The sequence below is a fragment of the Pseudomonas sp. SED1 genome (assembly GCF_034044025.1).
Classification (GTDB): Bacteria; Pseudomonadota; Gammaproteobacteria; order Pseudomonadales; family Pseudomonadaceae; genus Aquipseudomonas.
The window spans coordinates 1-23,710 of record NZ_JAXCIS010000052.1; the positions used below are offsets into that span (position 1 = coordinate 1).

At 60.8% G+C, this 23,710-nt stretch carries 25 protein-coding genes and 1 riboswitch; of the genes, 12 read left to right on the forward strand and 13 right to left on the reverse strand.

From position 1 onward, the window contains the following. Nucleotides 1-12 precede the first annotated feature (12 nt). Both SNL23_RS07590 and SNL23_RS07595 read right to left on the reverse strand, forming a co-directional pair. Entirely contained in the window at nt 13-399 is a 387-nt protein-coding gene (locus SNL23_RS07590; RefSeq protein ID WP_076017779.1) for an MAPEG family protein, read from the reverse strand. 31 nt (nt 400-430) lie between these two features. Continuing rightward, a complete protein-coding gene (locus SNL23_RS07595; protein WP_076017778.1) occupies nt 431-1,264 on the reverse strand; it encodes an EamA family transporter in 834 nt (277 codons plus the stop codon). A 244-nt stretch (nt 1,265-1,508) separates the two neighbouring features. On the opposite strand from SNL23_RS07595, the gene SNL23_RS07600 reads away from it, so the two are divergent. Continuing rightward, on the forward strand, nt 1,509-2,774 hold the full coding sequence (locus SNL23_RS07600; protein ID WP_076017777.1) for a cation:proton antiporter: 1,266 nt from the start codon (nt 1,509-1,511) through the stop codon (nt 2,772-2,774). On the opposite strand, the gene SNL23_RS07605 is transcribed toward SNL23_RS07600, so the two are convergent. Then, nucleotides 2,768-3,655 (reverse strand): formate/nitrite transporter family protein, encoded by an 888-nt coding sequence (locus SNL23_RS07605; protein WP_076017922.1) that lies wholly within the window; start codon nt 3,653-3,655, stop codon nt 2,768-2,770. The genes SNL23_RS07600 and SNL23_RS07605 overlap by 7 nt on opposite strands. A 76-nt stretch (nt 3,656-3,731) precedes the next feature. Next, nucleotides 3,732-4,136 (reverse strand): acyl-CoA thioesterase, encoded by a 405-nt coding sequence (locus SNL23_RS07610; RefSeq protein WP_076017776.1) that lies wholly within the window; start codon nt 4,134-4,136, stop codon nt 3,732-3,734. 198 nt (nt 4,137-4,334) lie between these two features. Then, nucleotides 4,335-4,441: riboswitch (S-adenosyl-L-homocysteine riboswitch) on the forward strand. 21 nt (nt 4,442-4,462) lie between these two features. Between SNL23_RS07610 and ahcY the strand changes: the two genes are divergently transcribed. The 5 genes from ahcY (at nt 4,463) to SNL23_RS07635 (ending at nt 11,026) form a co-directional block, all read left to right on the forward strand. Continuing rightward, complete coding sequence (gene ahcY, locus SNL23_RS07615; protein ID WP_076017775.1) at nt 4,463-5,872, forward strand: adenosylhomocysteinase; 1,410 nt, start codon at nt 4,463-4,465, stop codon at nt 5,870-5,872. Between the two features lie 167 nt (nt 5,873-6,039). Further along, complete coding sequence (gene metF / locus SNL23_RS07620; protein ID WP_063033886.1) at nt 6,040-6,885, forward strand: methylenetetrahydrofolate reductase [NAD(P)H]; 846 nt, start codon at nt 6,040-6,042, stop codon at nt 6,883-6,885. Nucleotides 6,886-6,960: 75 nt separating this feature from the next. After that, entirely contained in the window at nt 6,961-8,043 is a 1,083-nt protein-coding gene (locus SNL23_RS07625) for a hypothetical protein (protein WP_076017773.1), read from the forward strand. 70 nt (nt 8,044-8,113) lie between these two features. Then, nucleotides 8,114-8,917 carry a substrate-binding periplasmic protein gene (locus SNL23_RS07630; protein WP_076017772.1) on the forward strand — a complete coding sequence of 268 codons (804 nt, stop codon included), beginning with the start codon at nt 8,114-8,116 and terminating at the stop codon, nt 8,915-8,917. A gap of 222 nt (nt 8,918-9,139) precedes the next feature. Further along, nucleotides 9,140-11,026 carry a DEAD/DEAH box helicase gene (locus SNL23_RS07635; RefSeq protein ID WP_076017771.1) on the forward strand — a complete coding sequence of 629 codons (1,887 nt, stop codon included), beginning with the start codon at nt 9,140-9,142 and terminating at the stop codon, nt 11,024-11,026. 72 nt (nt 11,027-11,098) lie between these two features. Here the strand turns inward: SNL23_RS07635 and SNL23_RS07640 are convergent, their stop codons facing one another. The 3 genes from SNL23_RS07640 to SNL23_RS07650 all read right to left on the reverse strand — a co-directional run bounded on the left by SNL23_RS07640 (nt 11,099) and on the right by SNL23_RS07650 (nt 13,033). After that, nucleotides 11,099-11,695: a YceI family protein gene (locus tag SNL23_RS07640; protein ID WP_076017770.1), complete on the reverse strand. Its 597-nt coding sequence runs from the start codon at nt 11,693-11,695 to the stop codon at nt 11,099-11,101. Between the two features lie 157 nt (nt 11,696-11,852). Next, nucleotides 11,853-12,449, reverse strand: a complete 597-nt coding sequence (locus SNL23_RS07645) for a YceI family protein (protein WP_076017769.1) — start codon at nt 12,447-12,449, stop codon at nt 11,853-11,855. Nucleotides 12,450-12,481: 32 nt separating this feature from the next. Then, nucleotides 12,482-13,033, reverse strand: coding sequence for a cytochrome b (locus SNL23_RS07650; RefSeq protein WP_076017768.1), 552 nt, complete (start codon nt 13,031-13,033; stop codon nt 12,482-12,484). A 280-nt stretch (nt 13,034-13,313) separates the two neighbouring features. Between SNL23_RS07650 and SNL23_RS07655 the strand changes: the two genes are divergently transcribed. Continuing rightward, nucleotides 13,314-14,720, forward strand: a complete 1,407-nt coding sequence (locus tag SNL23_RS07655; protein ID WP_076017767.1) for an adenosylmethionine--8-amino-7-oxononanoate transaminase — start codon at nt 13,314-13,316, stop codon at nt 14,718-14,720. A gap of 163 nt (nt 14,721-14,883) precedes the next feature. Beyond that, a complete protein-coding gene (locus SNL23_RS07665; RefSeq protein ID WP_076017765.1) occupies nt 14,884-15,603 on the forward strand; it encodes a 16S rRNA (uracil(1498)-N(3))-methyltransferase in 720 nt (239 codons plus the stop codon). Between the two features lie 74 nt (nt 15,604-15,677). Here SNL23_RS07665 and SNL23_RS07670 read toward each other — a convergent pair whose 3' ends face one another. From SNL23_RS07670 to SNL23_RS07680, 3 genes are read right to left on the reverse strand one after another with little or no spacing between them, the layout of a single operon-like run. Then, entirely contained in the window at nt 15,678-16,613 is a 936-nt protein-coding gene (locus tag SNL23_RS07670) for a transporter substrate-binding domain-containing protein (protein ID WP_318301948.1), read from the reverse strand. 24 nt (nt 16,614-16,637) lie between these two features. Then, nucleotides 16,638-16,991 carry a RidA family protein gene (locus SNL23_RS07675; protein ID WP_318301949.1) on the reverse strand — a complete coding sequence of 118 codons (354 nt, stop codon included), beginning with the start codon at nt 16,989-16,991 and terminating at the stop codon, nt 16,638-16,640. 10 nt (nt 16,992-17,001) lie between these two features. Next, nucleotides 17,002-18,243 (reverse strand): D-amino acid dehydrogenase, encoded by a 1,242-nt coding sequence (locus SNL23_RS07680; RefSeq protein WP_318301950.1) that lies wholly within the window; start codon nt 18,241-18,243, stop codon nt 17,002-17,004. A gap of 108 nt (nt 18,244-18,351) precedes the next feature. On the opposite strand from SNL23_RS07680, the gene SNL23_RS07685 reads away from it, so the two are divergent. Then, nucleotides 18,352-19,254 (forward strand): LysR family transcriptional regulator, encoded by a 903-nt coding sequence (locus SNL23_RS07685; RefSeq protein WP_076017762.1) that lies wholly within the window; start codon nt 18,352-18,354, stop codon nt 19,252-19,254. Here SNL23_RS07685 and trhA read toward each other — a convergent pair. Beyond that, nucleotides 19,249-19,866 carry a PAQR family membrane homeostasis protein TrhA gene (gene trhA, locus SNL23_RS07690; RefSeq protein WP_318301951.1) on the reverse strand — a complete coding sequence of 206 codons (618 nt, stop codon included), beginning with the start codon at nt 19,864-19,866 and terminating at the stop codon, nt 19,249-19,251. The two genes, SNL23_RS07685 and trhA, sit on opposite strands and share 6 nt — an antisense overlap. 246 nt (nt 19,867-20,112) lie before the next feature. Here trhA and SNL23_RS07695 point away from each other — a divergent pair, with 246 nt between their 5' ends. Genes SNL23_RS07695 through SNL23_RS07705 form a run of 3 tightly spaced genes read left to right on the forward strand, consistent with a single transcriptional unit; the run spans nt 20,113 to nt 22,173 of the window. After that, entirely contained in the window at nt 20,113-20,679 is a 567-nt protein-coding gene (locus SNL23_RS07695; RefSeq protein ID WP_318301952.1) for a chromate transporter, read from the forward strand. After that, nucleotides 20,679-21,221, forward strand: coding sequence for a chromate transporter (locus SNL23_RS07700; RefSeq protein ID WP_318301953.1), 543 nt, complete (start codon nt 20,679-20,681; stop codon nt 21,219-21,221). Before SNL23_RS07695 ends, SNL23_RS07700 begins: the two co-directional genes overlap by 1 nt. A 37-nt stretch (nt 21,222-21,258) precedes the next feature. Continuing rightward, nucleotides 21,259-22,173, forward strand: a complete 915-nt coding sequence (locus tag SNL23_RS07705; protein ID WP_167664108.1) for a LysR family transcriptional regulator — start codon at nt 21,259-21,261, stop codon at nt 22,171-22,173. Nucleotides 22,174-22,329: 156 nt separating this feature from the next. Here SNL23_RS07705 and madM read toward each other — a convergent pair whose 3' ends face one another. Together madM and madL are read right to left on the reverse strand one after the other, a co-directional pair. Continuing rightward, entirely contained in the window at nt 22,330-23,094 is a 765-nt protein-coding gene (madM, locus tag SNL23_RS07710) for a malonate transporter subunit MadM (protein WP_076017756.1), read from the reverse strand. Between the two features lies 1 nt (nt 23,095). Further along, the gene (gene madL / locus SNL23_RS07715) at nt 23,096-23,509 is read right to left on the reverse strand and encodes a malonate transporter subunit MadL (protein ID WP_076017755.1); all 414 of its coding nucleotides are present in this window, start codon (nt 23,507-23,509) and stop codon (nt 23,096-23,098) included. Nucleotides 23,510-23,710: the final 201 nt, after the last annotated feature.

The window sequence follows — 23,710 nt, forward strand, 5'->3', positions numbered from 1 at the left end:
CAGTGTCAGGCTTTAGATCGAGACGAAGAAGAAACTCGCAATCAACGCCATCCCCACCGCCCACACCACCGACCGCAGGATCGCCCAGTCCGCCAGATAGCAGATGATGTAAAGCAACCGGCTGGTAATAAACAGCACCGCCAGCACGTTGATCGTCACCAGCGACGCCGCGCCGGCCAAATGGGCGATGATCACCGCCGCCGCAAAGGCCGGGGTCACTTCAAAGCTGTTGAGTTGCGCACTGTGGGCACGCTTGGCAAACCCCTCCAGCGTATCCAGGAAGGCACGCGGATCATGGTTATCCCGGGGCCCGAACTTGCCACCGCTGAACTTGGCCACGCCCGTGCACAGGTACGGCAGAAAAATTGCGATCAACACACACCAGAAAGCGACTGTCATAACCCATTCCTTTTTTAGTTTTGTCCGACGGTTAGAGCTTCATCACGAACATGCCGATCAGCACCAACCCACAGGCTATGAGCCGCGGGCGGCCGAAAGGTTCTTTCAGGTAACGCATACCGAACAGCACCACCAGGATCACGCTGACTTCCCGCAGCGCGGCAGCCTCGGCAATCGAGCCCAACTGCATGGCCCAAAGCACCAGAGCGTAGCTCAACAACACGCACAACCCGACGCTCAGCCCCAGCCGCCACTGGGTACGCCAGAACAGCCCGAACGCCGCCCGCTTGCGCACCATCGCCAGCAACGGAAACGGCCAGGCGCTGATCAGCGTCAGCCACACCAGGTAATCCAGCGGGTGTGACCAACGGCGCAACGCCTGGCCATCGAGGAAGGTGTAGCAGCCGATGCACAGGCCAATCAGCGCCACCACCGGCAACATCGACCAGGGCAACCGCTCGCCACCACCGCCTTGCCACAACAGGCACAGCATGCCGAACGGAATCAGCAGAATGCCGAGGATCTGTTGGGTGCTGAGCACCTCACCGGCAAACACCAGCGTCAGCACCAGCACCACCAGAGGTGACAGCCCACGCATCAACGGGTACACCAACCCCAGGTCACCCACCCGATAGGCCTGGATCAGCAGGTAGCGATAGAGCAATTCAAACAGCGCCGAGGCGATGATCCATGGCCAGATTTCCAGCGGCGGCAACGACACGAAACCTACCGCCAGCAAGACAAACAGCAACGCCACCGTGTCCATGCACGCGATCACCAACAGGCGCTCGCCGCTGAATTTGATCAAGGTGTTCCACGTCGCATGCAGCAGCGCCGCTACCAGTACCAGAGCTGTTGCAATCACTCGTGACTCCCCAGTCAGAAACAGCAGAATTGATGCGCCATATGTCAGCACCTGTTTATACTAAAGCCAACCACGCCGCACTCAGTTGCGCAAAGACCTCTACCCATAATTTTTTGCTGCTGCCCGATCCTCATCGACCCGAGCGTATGCCTGACGGCACTTTTCTCCATCTGCTTGCAACGTCGCCGCCTCGCTGCGGTCCACCTATCCAACTAACTACTCACCCCCCATCCAAGGACCCCGGATGCTTGAACTTGTCGCTGCGTTTATTTGCCTCACCACCCTGCTCACTTATGTGAACTACCGCTTCATCGGCCTGCCGCCCACTATCGGTGTGATGGTGACGGCACTGATGTTTTCCCTGCTGCTGCAAGGTTTGAGCTTTATCGGTTACCCCGGCCTTGAAGAACGCATTCAGCAGTTGATCGGCCAGATCGACTTCGGCGACTTGCTGATGAACTGGATGCTCTCGTTCCTGCTGTTCGCCGGCGCCCTGCACGTCAACCTGAGCGACCTGCGCAGCTACCGCTGGCCCATCGGCCTGCTCGCCACCTTCGGCGTATTGATCGCCACGGTGGTGATCGGCAGCCTGGCCTTCTACATCTTTGCCCTGTTCGGCTGGCACGTAAGCTTCCTGTATTGCCTGCTGTTCGGCGCGCTGATTTCCCCCACCGACCCGATTGCCGTACTCGGTGTGCTACGAACCGCCAACGCGTCCAAGCCGCTGAAGACCACCATTGTCGGCGAATCGCTGTTCAACGACGGCACAGCGGTGGTGGTGTTCACGGTGTTGTTGGGCATCGCGCAACTGGGCGAGACGCCTACGGTTGGCGCCACGGCCATGCTGTTTGCCCATGAGGCGATCGGTGGCGTGGTGTTCGGCGGGCTGATCGGCTACATCGTGTACCTGATGATCAAGAGCATCGAGCAGTACCAGATCGAAGTGATGCTGACCCTCGCCCTGGTGATCGGCGGCTCGGCAATGGCCACCGAGTTGCACGTCTCGGCACCGATTGCGATGGTGGTGGCGGGACTGATCATCGGCAACCTGGGCCGCAAGCTGGCAATGAACGACATGACCCGTCGCTACCTGGACGGTTTCTGGGAACTGCTGGATGACATGCTCAACGCCCTGCTGTTCGCGCTGATCGGCATGGAATTGCTGCTGTTGCCGTTCAACTGGCTGCACGTGCTGGCCGCCAGTTTGCTGGCGGTGGCGATCCTGTTGTCACGCCTGCTGACGGTCGCCCCGGCGATCCTGCTGCTGCGGCGCTGGCGCACGGTGCCCCGCGGCACCATCCGCATCCTTACATGGGGCGGCTTGCGCGGTGGGGTTTCCGTGGCATTGGCACTGGCCCTGCCGTTGGGCCCGGAGCGCGACTTGCTGCTGAGCATCACCTACATCGTGGTGCTGTCCTCGATCCTGTTGCAGGGCTTGAGCATCGGCAAGCTGGTCAAGCACGTGACCAAGGATGATCCGGCGCCTGCTGCGGCGCCGGAGACTCACTGATCCTTTTTGATCTGCTGCGGATGCCTCGGGTCCGCAGCGGCTTTGCCTGGCAGGCTGCTTTCGCTGCGAATCTGCGCATGGCTGATCAGCGCAAAGATAAAGCTGCCGCCGATGATATTGCCCGCCAGTGTCGGCCCGGCGAACACCAGCCAGAAGTCTTTCCACGGCAACTCGCCGGCAAATACCAGGTACGACACTTCCGCCGAACCCACCACGATGTGGGTGAAGTCTCCCAGTGCCATCAGGTAGGTGATCAGGATGATGATCCAGATTTTGGCGCTTTCCATGGACGGGATCATCCAGACCATGGTGGCGATCATCCAGCCGGAGACAATGCCCTTGGCGAACATCTGGGAGGCGTCGTTTTCCATGACCTTGCGCCCGATTTCCAGGAAGGCCAGGTCGGTCTTGGTGTCAAAGATCGGCAAGTGCAGCATCACGTACGCCACCAGCAAGGTGCCGCACAGGTTGCCCACCAGCACCACTGCCCATAAACGCAGCAGACGTCCGAAATTATTCAGCGTGGGTTTGCTCATCACCGGCAACACCGCTGTCAGGGTGTTTTCGGTGAACAACTGCTGACGGGCGAGGATCACCGCCAGAAAACCTGCGCAGTAGCCAAAACTGGCGATCACCTTGAACTCTTCGCCATCCGGCAGGCGCGAGTTGAGCAAGCCCATGCCCATCAGCGACAGGCCCATGGTCAGGCCAGCGGCCAGCGCCGACCACCACAACGCGGCGACATTGCGCTCCAGTTCCTGGTCGCCTTGAGTGCGGATGATTTCATGCAGAACCGCCGCGCGAGGCGGCTGGTTCTTGTCGACGTCGTGCTGCTCTTCCTGCGACAGATTGGGGGTCTTGCCGTCTTCTTGGGTGGCCATGGTGATACCTGAACGGGGGGCGATATTCAGGTACGACCCATGGTTGATCAAGAGCGTTCACTGGCCCTGCGCAGGATTACTCGCCGATGCCTTCCGACTGAAACTGATCCTTCACGTACTTGATCTCGGTGCGGCCATGGGGCGCCGGCAAACCGTCTTCGCCCAGGTTCACGAAGACCATTTTTTCCACCGTCAGAATGCTCTTGCGCGTGATCTTGTTACGCACTTCGCAGGTCAGGGTGATGGAGGTGCGGCCGAACTCGGTGGCGGTGATGCCCAACTCGATGATGTCGCCCTGGCGCGAGGCGCTGACAAAGTTGATTTCAGAAATGTACTTGGTCACCACCCGCTGGTTGCCCAACTGGACAATCGCGTAGATGGCGGCCTCTTCGTCGATCCAGCGCAGCAGGCTGCCACCGAACAGGGTGCCGTTGGGGTTGAGGTCTTCGGGTTTTACCCATTTGCGGGTGTGGAAGTTCATGTTCACTCCAAAGCGTGTTGCGAAATGATGGTCAACATCATGGCAGAGGCCGGCCCCAAGCTCTATGAGCCATTGCCTATCAACCCCATGAGCGATCTTCATGCCGCCGACAGAAAGGCTTTAGAAGTCAGGCGCAGGCGGCTATAATCGCCTCCGCTTCAAAACGGTCATCTTCGATTGATACCGTTCTCCCGCCACCTGTCCGAGGGGCGCTGCAGCAGGCTCGACCTGTCAGGCTCGGATGGGGCGTTGTCTGGCCTGGTTAATTGGGCCTGATACTAAACGCACAACGGCGCCCATTCGCACACTACGAATGGAGGCTCTTCATGAGCGCTGTAATCACGCCTGCAGGTTTTACCGACTACAAAGTCGCCGACATGTCCCTCGCTGCCTGGGGCCGTCGCGAAACCTTTATCGCCGAATCCGAAATGCCAGCCCTGATGGGCCTGCGCCGCAAGTACGCCGCTGAGCAGCCGCTCAAGGGCGCGAAGATTCTCGGCTGCATCCACATGACCATTCAGACTGCCGTGCTGATCGAAACCCTGGTTGCCCTGGGTGCCGAAGTACGTTGGTCGTCCTGCAACATTTTCTCGACTCAAGACCAGGCTGCTGCCGCTATCGCTGCTGCCGGGATCGCTGTTTACGCCTGGAAAGGCGAGACAGAAGAAGAGTACGAGTGGTGCCTGGAGCAAACCATCCTCAAGGATGGCAAGCCATGGGATGCCAACATGATCCTCGACGACGGCGGCGACCTGACCGAGCTGCTGCACAAGAAATACCCGCAGATCCTCGACCGCGTCCACGGCGTGACCGAAGAAACCACCACCGGCGTTCACCGCCTGCTGGACATGCTGGCCAAGGGCGAGCTGAAAATCCCGGCCATCAACGTCAATGATTCGGTGACCAAGAGCAAGAACGACAACAAGTACGGCTGCCGTCATAGCCTGAACGATGCGATCAAGCGTGGCACCGACCACCTGTTGTCCGGCAAGCAAGCGCTGGTGATCGGCTACGGTGACGTGGGCAAGGGTTCGTCCCAGTCCCTGCGTCAGGAAGGCATGATCGTTAAAGTCTCCGAAGTTGACCCAATCTGCGCCATGCAAGCCTGCATGGACGGTTTCGAAGTGGTTTCGCCGTTCATCAACGGCCAGAACGACGGCACCGAAGCGAGCATCGACAAAGCGCTGCTGGGCAAGATCGACCTGATCGTGACCACCACCGGCAACGTGAATGTGTGCGACTCGAACATGCTCAAGGCCCTGAAAAAGCGCGCCGTGGTGTGCAACATCGGTCACTTCGACAACGAAATCGACACCGCTTTCATGCGCAAGAACTGGGCATGGGAAGAAGTGAAGCCACAGGTACACAAGGTTCACCGTACCGGTGCTGGTGATTTCGACCCGCAGAACGATGACTACCTGATCCTGCTGGCCGAAGGCCGTCTGGTGAACCTGGGCAACGCCACTGGCCACCCAAGCCGCATCATGGATGGCTCGTTCGCCAACCAGGTTCTGGCGCAGATCTTCCTGTTCGGCCAGAAATACGCCGACCTGTCGCCAGCCCAGAAAGCCGAGCGCCTGACCGTGGAAGTACTGCCGAAGAAACTCGACGAAGAAGTGGCCCTGGAAATGGTCCGCGGCTTCGGCGGCGTAGTGACTCAACTGACCAAGACCCAGGCCGACTACATCGGCGTGACGGTCGAAGGCCCGTTCAAGCCGCACGCTTACCGCTACTAAGTAACCGGCTCTCTCCCTGTCGGAGCGGGCTTGTGTGGGAGCGGGCTTGCTCGCGAATACGGAGTGTCAGTCGAAGCAATCATGGCTGACCCACCGCATTCGCGAGCAAGCCCGCTCCCACATTGACGGTGTAAGCCTTCCAGTTTTGAGTTTCCAAGGATACGACCATGTCCCAAGACCGTCGCTACAGCTTCGAGTTCTTCCCGACCAAGACCGATGCTGGGCATGAAAAACTGATGGCGACTGCCAAGCAGTTGGCCAGCTTCAACCCCGATTTCTTCTCCTGCACCTACGGTGCCGGTGGCTCCACCCGCGATCGCACGATCAACACCGTGTTGCAGCTGGAAAGCGAAGTCAAAGTCCCTGCTGCTCCGCATTTGTCCTGCGTGGGCGACAGCAAGGCCGACCTGCGCAGCCTGCTGACCCAATACAAGCAAGCCGGCATCAAGCGCATCGTCGCCCTGCGCGGTGACCTGCCGTCCGGCATGGGCATGGCCAGCGGCGAGCTGCGCTACGCCAATGACCTGGTGAGCTTCATCCGCGAAGAAACCGGCGATCACTTCCATATCGAAGTGGCCGCTTATCCGGAGATGCACCCCCAGGCGCGCAATTTCGAAGACGATTTGCAGAACTTCGTGCGCAAAGCCAACGCCGGCGCCAACAGCGCAATCACCCAGTACTTCTTCAACGCAGAGAGCTACTTCTACTTCGTTGAACGTGTACAGGCGATGGGTGTGAATATCCCGATCGTGCCGGGCATCATGCCGATCACCAACTACAGCAAACTGGCGCGTTTCTCTGACGCCTGCGGCGCGGAAATCCCACGCTGGATTCGCAAACAACTGGAAGCCTACGGCGACGACGTCAAGAGCATCCAGGCGTTCGGCGAGCAGGTCATCAGCGAAATGTGTGAACAATTGTTGCAAGGTGGCGCGCCAGGGTTGCACTTCTATACCCTGAACCAGGCTGAGCCAAGCCTCGCTGTCTGGAACAACCTGAAGCTGCCACGCTAAGGTCTGCTCCGAAATGCCAGGGCCCTCATATCGAGGGCCTTTGCCGTTCTAAACGCCCACGGAATTCTGCAGTCCATGAATACAACCGCCCCGACGTCCCGCCCGCAACTGGTGTACCTGGTATTCGGCGCCGAGACTTACCATCAGGAAGCGGTATTCAGTATCGCCAGTGCCTTGGCCTTCCTGCGGGATACGCCGGATGCCGGCATCGATATCCAGGTCTTCAGCGACAATCCCGAGCCTTATCGCCTGCTGCCGGTACGGGTGCGCCCGCTGGATGAAGCCACGCGTAAACGCTGGAGCGAGCCCCATGGCTACCACTTCCGCACCAAGCACGTGGTGCTGCGGCAGGTGCTGCAAGAGTCCGAAGTGGCGCTGCTGATCGACACCGACACGTTTTTCCACCACTCGCCCTTGGCGCTGTTTGAACGCGTGCAGCCCGGCACCCTGCTGTGCAACGCCTTCTACACCAAGTACGGCGACAACCACGAAAGCATTCTGTACAGCGCCCTGTACCAACGCCTGCTGGACATGGGCGTGGCCGACGACGACATGATGACCCTCAACTCCGGGGTCATGGGCCTGACGCAGCAGGACGCGCACATTCTCGACCGTTCGATCGAGCTGATGGACGAACTGTTTCCCCATGCCCAGGGTGCCTACACCCTGGAAGAGTTCTGCCTGTCCATCGCCGCTTATCGCACCCTCAACGTGCGCGAATGCCCGGACCTGATCCACCACTACTGGAGCCGCAAGCAGCTGTTCCGGGCCAAGGTCAAGGCATGGATCGCCAAGCATGCGGCGAACCCCACCAGCGTCACGGCCCTCGACGATACCCGCCAGGTCTCCGCCCATCTGCCGCGCCCGCCGCGCCTGCAACGGCTGATGTACAAGCTGATCACCCTGATATTGCCCAAGCACCAGCAGCAGTTCATCCGGGAAATCCTCTACGGCTGCTATGAGCATGAAAACGAGTTCGACCAGGCGTGTGGCCCGGTTTGGTGGGACAAGGCCCGGCAAAATCAGGAAGAGCGCCAGGGCCGGCCCGTTGATGCCCATCTGCTAGAGCACTGGTTTGCCAATCCCGTGGTGCGGCTGATTCTCGGTGAGCGGCGCGAGGCGATCTACGAACACTTGATCAAATCTCCCGGTAAGTAAAACCGGCGGGCGCCCGCAGATCGCTGAGCCAGAGCTTCTCTTTAGCCCGAGACAGTCGTAATCTCGGGGCATGCCTGTCACTTTCCGGTTGTTGACTGTTGTTCTTTTCGCTTGCCTGAGCCTCGGTGCCCATGGCGAGAAACTGCGCATTGTCACCGAGCCCTGGGCGCCTTACGTATACGACGACAAAGGCACCATGCGCGGGCTCGACTACGAGACCACGGTGATCGTGTTCCAGCGTTTGGGCATCGATGTGGATTGGCAATTTCTGCCCTGGAAGCGCTGCCTGGCGATGCTCGATCAGGGCCAGGCCGATGGCGCACTGGATATTTTCCACAGCCACGAACGCGACGCGGTGCTGCTGTACCCCAGCGAGCCGCTGTCCGAGGTGGAGTTCGTGCTGTTCTACGCCAACGAGCGCCCACATCCGTTCCAGACCTTCGACGACCTGCGTGGCCTGACCATCGGCACGTCGCCGGGTTACCTCTATGGCGCCGAGTTCAGCGAGTCCACACAGTTCAAGCAGGAGCCGGCCGCCAGCCATGAGGCCAACTTCGGCAAGCTGGCCCTGGGGCGAATCGACCTGGTCATCACGGACCGCCGAGTCGGCCAGCATGTGCTCAAGGCCCTCGGACTTGAGGACCAGATCACCCAGGCACCCCCGGTGGTCAGCAGCCAGCCACAATTCCTCGCCGTGCGCCGTGGTGCCGGCATGGATTTGCTGGTGCAACGCTTTGCCGCCGAACTCAAACGCTTCAAGCAAGAGCCGGCCTACGCGGCCTTGAGCGCCAAATATGCAGGCAGCAGCCCTCAAACCAGCGCATCCGCCGTGCCCGCGCGCACCGTTGAGCAGCAGGAAAGCAGCGCAGAGTGATTGCTCTGTTATACTCCGGCCTTTCCGCCAGGCTTACGCCCGGACGCTTCGGTCTTGCAAAAGGCACCCGACCCCGCTACAGCGCAGCTTTCAAGCCCGCGCGAGCCGTCTGAGTGCCTGCCAGCCCCAGCAGGACCGGACGGGATTGCGTTCATCTAAACGCCATTCACGCCAGGCAAGACTATCCCTCTGGGCCAAGCCCTAACTAAAACAGGATTACTCATGTCCTTTGCTTCCCTCGGTCTCTCCGAGGCTTTAGTCCGCGCCATCGAGGCAGCGGGCTATACCGAGCCTACTCCGGTGCAACAGCGGGCCATTCCCGCCGTGTTGCAAGGTCGCGACCTGATGGTTGCGGCTCAGACAGGTACTGGTAAAACCGGCGGCTTCGCCCTTCCGATCCTGGAGCGGTTGTTCCCCAATGGTCACCCGGACAAATCCCAGCGTCATGGCCCGCGCCAACCGCGCGTACTGGTCCTGACCCCTACCCGCGAACTCGCCGCCCAGGTGCATGACAGCTTCAAGCTGTATGCCCGCGACTTGAAGTTCGTCAGCGCCTGCATCTTCGGCGGCGTCGGCATGAACCCACAGGTTCAGGCCATGTCCCGCGGTGTCGACGTACTGGTTGCATGCCCGGGTCGTTTGCTCGACCTGTGCGGCCAAGGCAGCGTCGATTTGTCCCACGTGGAAATCCTCGTGCTGGACGAAGCCGACCGCATGCTCGACATGGGCTTTGTCCATGACGTGAAAAAGGTCCTCGCGCGCCTGCCGGCCAAACGCCAGAACCTGCTGTTCTCGGCCACGTTCTCCAACGACATCACCGCGTTGGCGGGCAAGTTGTTGCACAACCCCGAGCGCATTGAAGTCACGCCGCCGAACACCACGGTCGAGCGTATCGAGCAGCGCGTATTCCGCCTGCCGGCCGCCCACAAGCGTTCGCTGCTGGCCCACCTGATCACCGCCGGCGCGTGGGAACAGGTATTGGTCTTCACCCGCACCAAGCACGGCGCCAACCGCCTGGCCGAGTACCTGGACAAGCACGGCCTCACCGCCGTCGCCATCCACGGCAACAAGAGCCAGAACGCTCGCACCAAAGCCCTGGCCGACTTCAAGGCCGGTGAAGTGCGCATCCTGGTCGCCACCGACATCGCCGCTCGCGGCCTGGATATCGACCAGCTGCCACACGTGGTCAACTTCGAGCTGCCAAACGTCGACGAAGACTATGTGCACCGTATCGGCCGTACTGGCCGGGCCGGTCGTTCGGGCGAGGCCATTTCCCTGGTCGCTCCGGACGAAGAAAAGCTGCTGAAAAGCATCGAGCGCATGACCAAGCAGAAAATCACCGACGGCGACCTGATGGGCTTCGACTCCAGCGCCGTTGAGGCTGAAAAGCCTGAAGTGCGCGAGCGTCCGGACGTGCGTAACCCACGCAACAACCCACGCGGTCCGAAGGGCGATGGCCCGAACGGCGGCGGCGGTGGTGGCGGTCGTAAAGACAAGGGCAAGGACAAAGGCGGCAAGGACAAGGCTGCGACCAACGGCCGTGGCGAACGCCCGGCTCGTGAGCAAAAGCCCCGTGAAGGCACCCCGGCCCGCGAACAGCGCCAGCCGAGCCAGCCGGCACGTGCTGCTGCCGACCGAGCGCCGGACGAGTTCCTGGACGACGACGTAGACAACTTCGGTAACCGCGTTGACTACGTACCCCAGGCCAAGCCGGCCCAGGGCCGTGGTCGTCGCCCGGGCGCTCCGGCCCAGGGCGCAGGCGCAGGTTCTGCGCCACGCACTGGCGGCCAGCCACAAGGTCGCCAGAACGGCCCGCGCAGCAGCAACGGCGCCACCACCGGCACCCCGCCTGCCAAGCGCAGCGGCCCGCGCAACGGCGCACCGCGTGACGGCCAGGCCCGTCGCGAAGAATCGCGCAACCGTCGTCCGGCTAGTGATGATCAACCTCGTCTGTCGGAGCCAGCGGTGCAAAACCCGCGCGGCGGCCCGGCACCGAAGATCATCCACAAAGAGTCGAAAAGCGATCGCACGCTGACACCTGAGCAGTTGGATCAACTGCCGGGCCGTCCACGTGGTGAAAAACCGGCGTTGCTGACCCGCAACCGCTGAGTTTTCAAAGCGCCATAAAAAATGCCCCGGATCGCGAGATCCGGGGCATTTTTGTTTCAGGGCAACGAAGACTTACTTCGTCCTTATGCCTTCGAACGTGATGTACAACTCGATCCGGCTGGAGCCTGGGGACAGCTTGCCCGTCTGGCCAAAGTCTTCCCGCAGAATACTGGTGGTGCCTTCGAACCCCGCACGGTAACCGCCCCATGGGTCATCGCCCTCCCCGAGGAACGTTGATTTGACCACGATGGATTTCGTCACACCGCCAAGGGTGAGGTCACCCGTTACATCGGCCGTGAGTTTCCCCTCCGAATTGGTGCCGGTCAGTTTCACACCTGTAGAAACAAACCTGGCGTCGGGAAACTTGTCGACATTGAGGTATTCCTTTTCCCGCAGGTGCTTGTCGCGTTCCGTGTGATTGGTGAACAGACTGGCGGTACGCACATTCACTTCGATCTTGCTGTCTTCGGGCTTGGTCGCATCAAAACTGAACGTTCCGTCCAGGTCTCGGAAGGTGCCGGTGATAAAGCTGTACTCCAGATGCTTGACCTTCAAGTCGATAAAGGCGTGCTGGCCTTCCTTGTCGATCACATAGTCCGCAGCCAGGGCCTGGCCTGCAGCAAGCACGCTGAAGCTCATCGTCAGTGCAGCAAATGTTTTCATCAGCATCGATCTACTCCTAGAGAGTCAGGGGGGACCGTGTAGAAATAGAGATATCCGTCGCGTAAAAAAACAGGCTAAGAGCTGAAATTGCGTAGGAGTCTTCTTAAACGACACAAAAAAAAACGCCGACACAAAGGTCGGCGTTTTGTTTAGCGGGCGAAAATTACTTCGCTTTCACACCTTCAAACGTCACGTACAGCTCAACGGTGTTGGACGCTGGGCCCAGGTCCATCTGCTTGCCGAAGTCCTGGCGGTTGAAGGAAGTAGTACCTTCAAAGCCGGCACGGTAGCCGCCCCATGGATCCTTGCCTTCACCCAGGAAGGTGGCCTTGACGACGATTGGCTTGGTCACGCCGTGGAAGGTCAGGTCGCCGGTCACGTCTGCAGTGACTTTGCCGTCAGCATTCTTGCCGGTGGTCTTGACGCTGGTGGAGACGAACTTGGCATCGGCAAACTTGCCAACATCCAGGAAGTCTTTGCTGGCGATGTGCTTGTCACGTTCGGCGTGGTTGGTGAACACGCTGGCAGTGCGGACGTTGAACTCAATCTTGCTGTCTTCAGGCTTGGCAGCATCAAAGCTGAACTTGCCGTCCAGGTCCTTGAAGGTACCGGTGATGAAGCTGTAGCCCAAGTGGCTGATCTTGAAGTCAACGAAGGCGTGCTGGCCTTCCTTGTCGACAACGTAGTCAGCTGCCATCGCCTGACCGGCAGTCAGCAGGGCAGAACCGATGGCCAGAGCGGCGAGAGTCTTTTTCAACATGCTTTCTATTCCTTGTGAGTCGAGGTTGAACATCAGGCTTTGCGCCCCAGCATACGAACCAGGGTCACATCACGATCAATGAAATGGTGTTTCAACGCAGCCACACCATGGAGGCCGGAGAACACCACCAATACCCAGGCCAGGTACAAATGCACCACGCCTGCGGTGTCTGCCTGGTCCGGTAGCCCGGAAACCAGTGCAGGAATCTCAAACAGGCCAAATACCGGGATCCCGACACCGTCTGCGGTGGAAATCAGGTAACCGGCAATCATCACGGCAAACAGCCCGAGATACAGGAATGCGTGGCCAAACGCAGCCCCCAGACGCGTCATGCGGCTATAGCTGGCAAGCGGGGGCGGCGGCGGGCTGAGCAAACGCCAGACAATGCGCACAAGCATGATGGCGAACAGCGTGATGCCGATGCTTTTGTGCAGGTCCGGGGCGTCTTTACGCCAGGTGCTGTAGTAGTCGAGACCCACCATCCACAGGCCCAACGCGAACAGACCGAACACCACAAGGGCCACGCCCCAGTGCAAAACAATGCTGACCCAGCCGTAGCGGGCCGATGAGTTACGTAGCTGCATGTTCCAAATCCCGTAAGAACTGTGCCAAGACTATCGACTTACCTATCGATTTAAAGCGGAAAATTTCGCTTTGAAATATCGAGAAATACGATCAAGAGCGTATGCAGAGTAAGTTAACAAGAGATTAAGGACTATCCAGAAGAAACGTGACGGACTGTCCTGCGTTTACCACCAATTTACGCTTCCACCTCGCAATGGGTTGTGACACAGGTCTGCATTGCATAGGCTTGCGCGATTGTTTCGCCCGCGCACGTCGCGAGCCGCTTCGAGGAGAATGAAGATGGGTTTGAATAACCAGTGGATGCAACGCGACCTTGCGGTGCTGTGGCATCCCTGCACCCAGATGAAAGACCACCAGCAACTGCCGTTGATCCCGATCAAGCGTGGCGAAGGCGTCTGGCTGGAAGACTTCGAAGGCAAACGCTACCTCGACGCCGTCAGTTCCTGGTGGGTCAACGTGTTTGGCCACGCCAACCCGCGCATCAACCAGCGCATCAAGGACCAGGTGGATCAGCTGGAACACGTGATCCTCGCCGGTTTCAGCCACCAGCCGGTGATCGAGCTGTCCGAGCGCCTTGTGAAGATGACGCCCGAAGGCCTGACCCGCTGCTTCTACGCCGACAACGGCTCGTCGTGCATCGAAGTCGCGCTGAAGATGAGCTTTCACTATTGGCTCAACCGCGGCCTGCCGAACAAGAAGCGCTTTGTCACCCTGACCAATAGCTATCACGGCGAAACCATCGCCGCGATGTCGGTGGGTGATGTGCCGCTGTTCACCGAAACCTACAAGGCCTTGCTGCTCGACACCATCAAGGTGCCGAGCCCGGACTGCTACCTGCGCCCCGAGGGCATGAGCTGGGAAGAACATTCCCGGAACATGTTCCTGGCCATGGAGCAGACCCTCGCCGACAACCACGACACCGTGGCCGCCGTGATCGTCGAACCGTTGATTCAGGGCGCCGGCGGCATGCGCATGTACCACCCGGTGTACCTCAAACTGCTGCGGGAAGCCTGCGACCGCTATGGCGTGCACCTGATCCACGACGAAATCGCCGTGGGCTTTGGCCGCACCGGCACGATGTTCGCCTGTGAACAGGCCGGCATCCGCCCGGACTTCCTGTGCCTGTCCAAGGCCCTGACCGGCGGCTACCTGCCGTTGGCGGCGGTGGTCACCACCGACGATGTGTACGACGCCTTCTACGACGACTACCCGACCCTGCGTGCCTTCCTGCATTCCCACAGCTACACCGGCAACCCGCTGGCCTGTGCGGCGGCCCTGGCGACCCTGGATATCTTCGAAGAAGACAACGTCATCGAAAACAACAAGGCCCTGGCCCAGCGCATGGCCACCGCCACCGCGCACCTGGTGGACCACCCTCACGTCTCGGAAGTACGCCAGACCGGCATGGTGCTGGCCATCGAGATGGTGCAGGACAAGGCCACCAAGACCGCCTACCCGTGGCAGGAACGCCGTGGCCTCAAGGTGTTCGAGCATGCGCTGGAGCGTGGCGCGTTGCTGCGGCCATTGGGCAGCGTGGTGTATTTCCTGCCGCCGTATGTGATCACCCCGGAGCAGATCGACTTCCTGGCCGAAGTGGCCAGCGAAGGGATTGATATCGCCACCAACAGCAAGGTCAGCGTGGCGGTGCCCAAGGATTTCCACCCGGGGTTTCGTGATCCGGGCTGATTGAATTCACTTGATTAATCGGGTGCCGCTGCTGCCTGACCTGTAGGAGCGAGCTTGCTCGCGAAAATCGTCAACGATAATGCGGGTATCCTGGTTAAACGCGGCGCCCTTACGTTCTTCGCGAGCAAGCTCGCTCCTACATGAACCTCCCCAGAGAACAGAAATGAGACTGTCCCGCTTTTTTGTCGACGCCCCACTGAGCCTTGGCGACCACGAGTTGCCGGAAGCCCAGGCGCATTACATCAGCCGCGTGTTGCGCATGAGCGAAGGCGACGCCGTGCAACTGTTCGACGGCTCCGGCCAGGAGTTTCGCGCCAGCTTGCTGGAAGTCGGCAAAAAACGCGTGGTGGTGCAGGTCACCGAGACTTTCGCCGGGCAGATCGAATCACCGTTGCAGATTCACCTCGGCCAGGGCCTGTCCCGTGGCGAGCGGATGGACTGGGCGATCCAGAAAGCCACCGAGCTGGGGGTAAATGAGATCACCCCGATCTTCAGCGACCGCTGCGAAGTGCGCCTCAAGGACGAACGCGCCGACAAACGCCTGCAGCACTGGCGCCAGGTGGCGATCAGCGCGTGCGAGCAGTGCGGTCGTTCGCGGGTGCCGGTGATTCACCCACCGCTGTTGCTGGCGGATTGGCTGAAGCAGGCCGAAGCGGATTTGAAGCTGGTGCTGCACCCGGTGGCCGAGCCGCTGGTGAGCCACGCCAAGCCTGGAAGCCTGGCCTTCCTGATCGGGCCGGAAGGTGGTTTGACTGATGGGGAAGTCGAAACGGCCCAAGGTGCAGGTTTTCATTCTGCACGCCTGGGCCCTAGGGTGCTGCGCACCGAAACTGCGCCAGTCGTGGCGCTGGCGGTGGCCCAACAACTCTGGGGCGACTTCTAAACCCGCTTTGCAAACCCGATCAAATGTGGGAGCTGGCTTGCCTGCTCCCACATTTTGATCGGGTTTCCACTCCACTACTCCACCGGATCACTCACCGGCTTGGCAATAATCGCCTTCAACTCACTGGTCATCGGGAATTCCAGGTTCAAGCCCTTGGGCGGAATCGGCTGTTCAAACCAGCGCTGGTAAATCCCGTTGATCTCCCCCGAGCTGTAAAGGCCGGCCAGGGTTTCGTTGACCACCGCGAGAAACTGCGGGTCGTCCTTGCGCACCATGCAGCTGTAGATTTCCCGCGACTGCTCCTCCCCCACTACTACCCACTTGTGCGGATCCTTGGCCTTGGCCCGCTCGCCGTAGAGCAACGCGTCATCCATGTAGAACGCCGCTGCCCGGCCCGATTGCAGCATCTGGAACGCCTCGCCATGGTCCTTGGCGCTGATCACCGACATGTTTAGTTTGTGATCGACGTTGTAGCTCTTGAGGAAGCGTTCATTGGTGGTGCCGGCGGTGGTCACTACGTTCTTGTCCCGCAGGTCGGCGAAGCGTTTGATGCCGCTGTCGTTGGCGGTCAGCAACTGGCCCTTCACATAGATAAACCCGTAGGAAAACGCCACCTGTTTCTGCCGCTCGGCGGTAACGCCGGTGGAGCCGCATTCCAGGTCCACGGTGCCGTTTTGCACCAGTGCAATGCGGGTCTGGGAGGTCACCAGGTTGTACTTCACGTTGAGTTTTGGCACACCGGTTTTCTGCTGGATGCGCTCGACGATCTTGTTCGCCAGCTCCACCGAATAGCCCATGGGCTTGCCGCTGTTATCACCCACATATGAAAACGGCACCGAGGCATCGCGGTAGCCGAGGGTGATGCTCTTGGCGTTGGCGATCTTGCTCAGCGTGCCTTCCAGAGGGGCTTCGATTGCCTGGGTCTGGGCGCTCAATATCAGTGCCAGGAAGAGTATAGGGCTGCTGCGCAGCCCAACGGGGGACAAGCCCCCTCGCCACAGTTTTTGCATTGTTATTCTCCATTTTTGTTTTAGTTATGGACGGCGGGCAGCGATGACGCTGATCTCCACCAATACATCGGGCCGTGCTAACTGCGCCTGCAACGTGGTACGCGTCGGTGCCTGCCCCGGCGACAACCAGGCGGACCAGACTTCATTCATCGGCGCAAAACCGTCCTGAATATTGTTCAGGTAGATGGTCGCGTTCAGTAGATGATCCTTGTCGCTGCCGGCCTCGGCCAGCAGCGCATCGATCTTGACCAACACTTCTTCGGTCTGGGTCTTCACATCGCGGCCTTCCCCCGGCACCTGGCCGGACAAAAACACCAAGTCCTGAAACACCACGGCGCCAGACAGGCGACTGTTGCTGTTGATTCGGGTGATGGTCATCTAAACATCCTCAAGCGGCACGGGGCGCGAAGCCCTGCATATCAATGGAAGTGCTGTGCCGGCCAATCAACTCGGCCAGCACCTGGCCGCTGCCGCAAGCCAGGGTAAACCCGAGGGCGCCATGCCCGAGGTTAAGCCACAGGTTGCTATAAGCGCTGGCACCAATCAGCGGCACACCCGTAGGCGTGGCCGGGCGCATGCCGGCCCATTCGACCGCATGCTGGTAATCCCCGGCCAGCGGGAACGTCTCAAGCGCCTGACGTTTAATCAGCGCCAGGCGTTTGGGTTCAAGGCGTGTGTCGAAGCCGACGATATCCACCATCGCCGCCACCCGCAGTTGCTCACCGATGCGCGCGTAGACGATCTTGCGATCGTAGTCGGTGATGCTGATATTCGGCGCCCGGTGCTGCGCGCCAATCGGCACGCTCAGGCTGTAGCCCTTGAGGGGATAGAGCGGCAGCGACACGCCGGGCAAGGCCAGCTCGGGGCTGCGATGTCCGGCGGCCAGCACCAATTGCTGCACGGGCAGCAGCTCACGGCCCATTTCGATCGCCTGCACGGCGCCTGCGCTGTGACGAATCCCCGTCACCTTGCGCCCCAGCAGGAACGTGCAGCGCCCCGACGCCTCAAGACGTGCCGCCAGTTGCTGGCAGAACGCGTGACAGTCGCCAACTTCTTCATTGGGCGTATAGATGCCGCCAGCAAAACCGGCGCCGTCCAAGGTCGGCTCCAGCCGTGCGCAGTCCGCCGCCGAGAGCACTTGCTGCTGCAACGGGTCCGTCACTTTATTCAGCGCGCGCTCATAGCTGTCGAGGCTGCGGAAGGTCACCAGCTTGCCATTGCGCCGCCAGTGGAAATCCCCCAACTGGTCCTCTTCACGCCAGCGTTGCAGGGTGTCCTGGCTTAGGGACGCCAGGCGCAGCAGATGGGCCGCATTGCGCTGGTTCACCGAGCCACGACAAGCCCCCAGGAACGACGCCATCCAGCGCCACTGTGCCGGGTCCATGCGCGGGCGCAGCTTCAGCGGCGAGTCACCGCGCAGCATCCAGCCAATGGCTTGCAGCGGCACGCCCTTGTCGGCCAGCGGTGCGACATAGCGGTAGGACAGCTGCCCGCCGTTGGCGAAACTGGTCTCGCTGCCCAGGGTTTCCCGAGCCTCGATCACGGTCACTTGCATCCCGGCACGCACCAGCGCGTAGGCACTCGCCAGGCCGATAACCCCACCACCGATGATGCAAACCTGCTGAGCCATGTGCGTCCCTTAACCGTGCGATGTCAGGCTCGAAGGTTAGAGGCAGGTGACATCCGCGGGACAATGAATAAAGATGGGTCACCCATAAACAAAGGTTATGGACTGCCCATGCGCTTGCGTCATATCGAAATCTTCCAGGCCATCCGCCAGACCGGCTCCATCAGCGCCGCTGCCCAACTGCTGCATGTCTCGCAGCCGGCGGTGAGCAAGGTGTTGCAGCATGCCGAGTTGCAGTTGGGGTTCCCGCTGTTCCTGCGCATACGCGGCAAGTTGCAGCCGACGCCGGAAGCGTTGGCGCTGGAGCGGGAGGTCGACAAGGTGACCGAGAGCCTGCAAGGCGTGCGGCGCCTGGCGCAGAACCTGCGACGCGAGCCGGGCCAGAGCTTGCGTATCGGCGCCACGCCAGCGTTGGCCCTGTCGTTGTTGCCACCGGCCATTCGCGAATGGACCCAACGCTACCCGGATATCGCCTGCGAGCTGTCCAGCGCCCACAGCCGCGAGCTGGTGCAAAACCTGTTGATGCGTGAAGTCGACGTAGCGCTGACGCTGCAGCCACCCGATCACCCGGGGCTGAGCGCCCAGGCGTTGGCCCACGGCGTATTGGTAGCGCTGGCGCCAAAGGATTACTGGAAGGAAAACGAATGGGGCAAACCGCTGCCGCTGATGGCGCTGGCGGGCGCGCCGTTGATTGGCCTGTCCAGCGCCGACCCCTTGTCGGCGAAGCTGGACAGCTATCTGGAAGCGGTCGATCCGCCACCGCGGGTCAGCATTGCGGTGCAGACCTATTCCCTGGCCAGGGCCATGGTCGAGTCCGGCGCCGGGCTGGCGGTGATCGATCCGTTCACCGCCCTCGGCGCATCACCGGCAACCACCTGCATTCGCCCATTGGCGCCGCCGCTGCCGATCACCTTGTACGCCCTGACCCGCGCCGACGAACCGCCGCCGCATATGCTCGCGAGCCTGCTGGAGATATTCAGCAGCCGGGCCCAGGAGCAGTTGGACCGGCTATAACACGTACCCCATGATCGCCACGAAATGCAGCAGGCTGCCGCCGATCACGAACAAATGCCAGATCCCGTGGGAGTGCCGCAAGCGGTCCTCCAGGGCAAAGAAAATAATGCCCACGGTGTACAGCACCCCACCCGACGCCAGCCAGGCAAAACCCGTGGGGCCCAGCGCGGCAATCAGCGGCTTGACCGCCACCAGCACGATCCAGCCCATCACGGCGTAGATCACGATCGACAGGATCCGCGCCTCGGAGCGTGGCTTGATCTCCTGCAGGATGCCGATCACCGCCAGCCCCCACACAATCCCGAACAGCGTCCAGCCCCACGGTCCGCGCAGTGTCACCAGGCAAAACGGCGTGTAGCTGCCGGCGATCAGCAGGTAGATCGAAAAGTGATCCACCTTCTGCATGATCGCTTTTTTACGCCCGCGCACGCTGTGGTACACGGTCGACGCGCTGTACAACACCAACAACGTGAAACCGTAAATGGCCACGCTGACAATCTTCCAGGGGCTGCCGTCCATAGCGGCCACCACCAACAGCCATACCGCGCCCACAAAAGCCGCAACCGCCCCGAGCAAGTGGCTCCAGGCGTTGAATCGTTCCCCGTGATACATGTGTCACTCACCTCGAATAACGGTTATCACCCAGACCATTCTGACGTCACCTGCTCAATTTCAGGTAACAACCTTTCTTCATTTGCCCAAATACACGAGCCGATAGATGATTCGCTTCATCCTGTGGGAGCGGGCTTGCTCGCGAAAAACCTGAGGGTGCCGCGTTCATCCAGGATGCCCGCGTCATCGTTAATGACCTTCGCGAGCAAGCCCGCTCCCACACAAAGCCCCTCAACGGTAACGCCCATGCCCGACGTCGAACCTGCCCCGCCTCATCCCAGTCTGTGGCAGTTGTTTTACAACTTCGCCATGGTCGGCCTGTTTGGCTTCGGCGGCGTGATGCCTTGGGCGCGGCAGATGATGGTGGACCGCAGGCAGTGGGTCAGCGAACAAGGTTTCAACGAGCTGCTGACCACCGGCCAATTCTTCCCCGGGCCGAATATCGCCAACGTCGGCATCATCTACGGCCGGCGCCTTCACGGCTTGCCGGGTGCGGTTGTGACCGTGGTCGGCTTGTATCTGTTCCCCTCGCTGATCACCGTGCTGGCCGGCTTCGCCTATGCCAAATGGTGGAGCCATGACGTGGTGCAGCAGATCTTCGGCGCGGTCATGCCGATCGCCACCGGGCTGATGCTCGGTACCACCTTGCGCCTGCTCAAGGCCATGCCGCGGACCCTGGCGAATTACAGCGCGTTCGTCCTGACCTTCGTGTTGATGGCGGTGCTGGTGCTGCCGTTGTGGATGGTCTTGCTGATCTGCATTCCCAGCTCCCTGGCCTTGAGTTTCATGGGCAAGCAAAAGGTGGCGGGCTGATGCAGAGCGTGCTGTTTCACCTGATGATCCAATGCGCGCTGTGGTCGCTGATGGCGATTGGCGGCAACACCGTGGCCCTGAGCGACATCCACCGCTACACCGTCACCGACATGAACTGGATCACCGACGCGCAGTTCGTCGCCTTCTTCGCCCTGTCCCAGGCCCTGCCTGGACCCAACGGCATGTTCCTGGTGTTTATCGGCCAGCAAGCCGCCGGGTTACCGGGCGCGCTGGTGGCGCTGACCGCCAAGCTGCTGCCCTGCTCGGTGCTCACCTACTTCGGCGCCGGCTGGCTGGAAAAACACACCGAGACGCCGTGGGTGCAGCGGGTCAAGCGCAGCCTGTTGCCGATCTCCATCGGGCTGATCCTGGCCGCCAGCTACATCCTGATGAACAGCCTGGAAAACAACGCCACCAGCCTGGTGCTGACCCTGGCCAGCGCCGCCGTGGTGTATTACACGCGGCTTAACGCGATCTGGCTGATCATCCTCGGCGTGCTGCTGGGCCTGTGCAGTTCATGGCTGGGAGCGGGCTGGTTTTAGGGGCACAATCGACGGCATTCGAACAAGGGTCACTGTCATGCTGATCGACGAAGAATTCACCCTCAAGAAGCTGGAAATCTTTCTGGCGTTCATGCGCACCGGCAACCTGGCGCGGGCGGCGGCTGAACTGCAAACCAGCAACGTGAGCGTGCACCGGGCGATCCACTCCCTGGAAAACGCCCTGCGCTGCCCGCTGTTCAAGCACGAAGGGCGCAACCTCACGCCGCTGGAAAGCGCCTATGTGCTGGAAGAGCGCGCGCAGAAGCTGGTGCAGGACGTGGTGGACAGTGTGCGGCTGACCCGCGAAGCCGCCGGGTTTTCCGCCGAGCGTTTCAAGCTGGGCTCGCTGTATTCGCTGACGGTGAAGACCGTGCCACAGTTGATCATGGGGCTGAAGATTCGCCGCAGCGAGCTGAACATCGACCTGATCCTCGGCTCCAATTTCGACTTGCTCTACAAGCTGAAGAACATGGAAGTCGACGCGATCCTGATCTCCCTCGACGAGCACGCCAACGATCCCGACTGCGAGCAAATCGCACTGTTCTCCGACGACATCTTCCTCGCCACCCCGGCCGATTCACCCTTCGACCGCGAACAGGAAATCGACCTGGCGGACGTGCGCGACGCCACCTTCATCACCCTCACCCAAGGCTTCGCCACCCATCAGGATGGCAACCGCGTATTCAAGCAGGCAGGGTTCGAGCCGAAGGTGGCGATGCAGGTCAACGACATCTTCACCCTGCTGAGCATGGTCAGCTCGGGCGTGGGTTATGCACTGCTGCCGGGGCGGATTGCGGCGGTGTATGAGAACCGGGTCAAGCTGATTCCCCTGCAACCGCGCTACCGTTTGCAGCAGCACATTGGCGTGGTGTTTCTGAAAGCCAAGGAGCGCGACCCGAATTTGCTCGCGCTGTTGGCAGAGTGCCGGATGTATGCGAATCGCCAAACCTGACAATGATCCCCTGTGGCGAGGGAGCTTGCTCCCGCTCGGCTGCGCAGCAGTCGTAAAATCAGCGCCCGCGTTGTTTCTGGAAGGATGCAATGGGACCGCTTCGCGCTCCAGCGGGAGCAAGCTCCCTCGCCACAAAAGCGGTCGACAAATCTCGGGTTAGCCGACGATTCCTCGCACGATGAAGTAGAGCAACGAAGGCCCCAGCAAGCACCCAAGCCCGGTGTGAAAGGTGGCGGTCAACGCGCCATACGGCACCAGCCGCCGGTCCGTCGCCGCCAGGCCCGCCGTCACACCACTCACCGTGCCGGCCAGGCCACCAAACACCATGGCCGAGCGCGGGTTATCCAGGCCCATCCAGCGTGCCGCCATGGGCGTACCCACCATCACCAGGATCGCCTTGATCAACCCGGTTGCAATGGACAGCGCCACCACATCCGAGCTTGCGCCCAACGCCGCTCCGGTCACCGGCCCGACGATGTAAGTCACCGCGCCCGCACCGATGGTGGTCATGCTGATCGCATCGCGATAACCAAACGCCCAGGCGATACTCGCGCCCACAATAAACGGCAATACCGTACCCAGCAGCAAGGCAATCGCACCAATCCACCCGGCCTTTCGCGCCTCGGTAGCCTGCACTTCAAACGCCGTGGCCACGATGGCAAAGTCCCGCAGCATGGCGCCGCCCATCAACCCGATCCCGGAAAACAGCGCCACATCCGCCAGGCCTTTCTGCCCACCGGTCAACGTACCGCCCACCCACGCCAGCACCAGCCCGATCACAATCGCGATGGCTGAGCCGTGGATGCGTCCGAAGGTCAGGCGCTTGGACAGCACCACCGAAATCCACATCACCACGCCGACAAATGCGAAGGCGGTGATCAAGCCGTTATTTGCCAGGCCTTTCTCGATGAGTTCCCACATATCAGCGACCTCCCGCGACAGGTGCAACCGCGATCAGCGGCTCTTCATCGGGCAGCGGTTCGCCTTTGTGAGTACGGCTGATCAAGGCAATCGCACAACCGCACACCACCACCGAACCAATCGCCGCCAGCACCGCCACCGGGCCGCCGTGCAGCGCGGTCACCACGTTTTGCTGGGCCGCCATCGCCACTACCACCGGGATGTACATCGCGCCCCAGAAGCCGACACCCATCTCGCATTCCTTGGTCATGCCACCGTGCTTGTGCATCCACAGCCGCGCGCAGATTAGCAGGATCATTGCGATGCCCACCCCGCCCACGTTGGATTTCACGCCCAGCAGCACGCCGAGCATGTCTCCCAGAATCACGCCTGCCAACATGCAGATCGCCAGCAACGCCACACCGTAAATAATCATGATGGTTGTCCTCAAAGTGCTTCATCGAAATTGTTGTTTTTGTGCTTCGAAAGCCTTGGGCGGCAATGCCGATCCGATAAAGATGAATACCGTACCTGTGGCGAGGGAGCTTGCTCCCGTTAGGCTGCGTAGCGGCCCTGAAATCCTGGGAGCGCTGCGCACTCCAACGGGAGCAAGCTCCCTCGCCACAGGTCATTGGTG

Excerpts from the sequence above, each read along its gene's own strand:
- SNL23_RS07590 (WP_076017779.1), bottom strand. The coding sequence starts at position 399 with ATGACAGTCGCTTTCTGGTGTGTGTTGATCGCAATTTTTCTGCCGTAC.
- SNL23_RS07675 (WP_318301949.1), bottom strand. The coding sequence starts at position 16,991 with ATGACCATCACCCGAATCAACAGCAACAGTCGCCTGTCTGGCGCCGTG.
- SNL23_RS07605 (WP_076017922.1), bottom strand. The coding sequence starts at position 3,655 with ATGGCCACCCAAGAAGACGGCAAGACCCCCAATCTGTCGCAGGAAGAG.
- SNL23_RS07665 (WP_076017765.1), top strand. The coding sequence starts at position 14,884 with ATGAGACTGTCCCGCTTTTTTGTCGACGCCCCACTGAGCCTTGGCGAC.
- SNL23_RS07630 (WP_076017772.1), top strand. The coding sequence starts at position 8,114 with ATGCCTGTCACTTTCCGGTTGTTGACTGTTGTTCTTTTCGCTTGCCTG.
- metF (WP_063033886.1), top strand. The coding sequence starts at position 6,040 with ATGTCCCAAGACCGTCGCTACAGCTTCGAGTTCTTCCCGACCAAGACC.
- SNL23_RS07680 (WP_318301950.1), bottom strand. The coding sequence starts at position 18,243 with ATGGCTCAGCAGGTTTGCATCATCGGTGGTGGGGTTATCGGCCTGGCG.
- SNL23_RS07695 (WP_318301952.1), top strand. The coding sequence starts at position 20,113 with ATGCCCGACGTCGAACCTGCCCCGCCTCATCCCAGTCTGTGGCAGTTG.
- SNL23_RS07670 (WP_318301948.1), bottom strand. The coding sequence starts at position 16,613 with ATGCAAAAACTGTGGCGAGGGGGCTTGTCCCCCGTTGGGCTGCGCAGC.
- SNL23_RS07705 (WP_167664108.1), top strand. The coding sequence starts at position 21,259 with ATGCTGATCGACGAAGAATTCACCCTCAAGAAGCTGGAAATCTTTCTG.
- SNL23_RS07600 (WP_076017777.1), top strand. The coding sequence starts at position 1,509 with ATGCTTGAACTTGTCGCTGCGTTTATTTGCCTCACCACCCTGCTCACT.
- SNL23_RS07700 (WP_318301953.1), top strand. The coding sequence starts at position 20,679 with ATGCAGAGCGTGCTGTTTCACCTGATGATCCAATGCGCGCTGTGGTCG.
- SNL23_RS07650 (WP_076017768.1), bottom strand. The coding sequence starts at position 13,033 with ATGCAGCTACGTAACTCATCGGCCCGCTACGGCTGGGTCAGCATTGTT.
- madM (WP_076017756.1), bottom strand. The coding sequence starts at position 23,094 with ATGTGGGAACTCATCGAGAAAGGCCTGGCAAATAACGGCTTGATCACC.
- ahcY (WP_076017775.1), top strand. The coding sequence starts at position 4,463 with ATGAGCGCTGTAATCACGCCTGCAGGTTTTACCGACTACAAAGTCGCC.
- SNL23_RS07635 (WP_076017771.1), top strand. The coding sequence starts at position 9,140 with ATGTCCTTTGCTTCCCTCGGTCTCTCCGAGGCTTTAGTCCGCGCCATC.
- trhA (WP_318301951.1), bottom strand. The coding sequence starts at position 19,866 with ATGTATCACGGGGAACGATTCAACGCCTGGAGCCACTTGCTCGGGGCG.
- SNL23_RS07610 (WP_076017776.1), bottom strand. The coding sequence starts at position 4,136 with ATGAACTTCCACACCCGCAAATGGGTAAAACCCGAAGACCTCAACCCC.
- SNL23_RS07685 (WP_076017762.1), top strand. The coding sequence starts at position 18,352 with ATGCGCTTGCGTCATATCGAAATCTTCCAGGCCATCCGCCAGACCGGC.
- SNL23_RS07640 (WP_076017770.1), bottom strand. The coding sequence starts at position 11,695 with ATGCTGATGAAAACATTTGCTGCACTGACGATGAGCTTCAGCGTGCTT.
- SNL23_RS07645 (WP_076017769.1), bottom strand. The coding sequence starts at position 12,449 with ATGTTGAAAAAGACTCTCGCCGCTCTGGCCATCGGTTCTGCCCTGCTG.
- SNL23_RS07655 (WP_076017767.1), top strand. The coding sequence starts at position 13,314 with ATGGGTTTGAATAACCAGTGGATGCAACGCGACCTTGCGGTGCTGTGG.
- madL (WP_076017755.1), bottom strand. The coding sequence starts at position 23,509 with ATGATTATTTACGGTGTGGCGTTGCTGGCGATCTGCATGTTGGCAGGC.
- SNL23_RS07625 (WP_076017773.1), top strand. The coding sequence starts at position 6,961 with ATGAATACAACCGCCCCGACGTCCCGCCCGCAACTGGTGTACCTGGTA.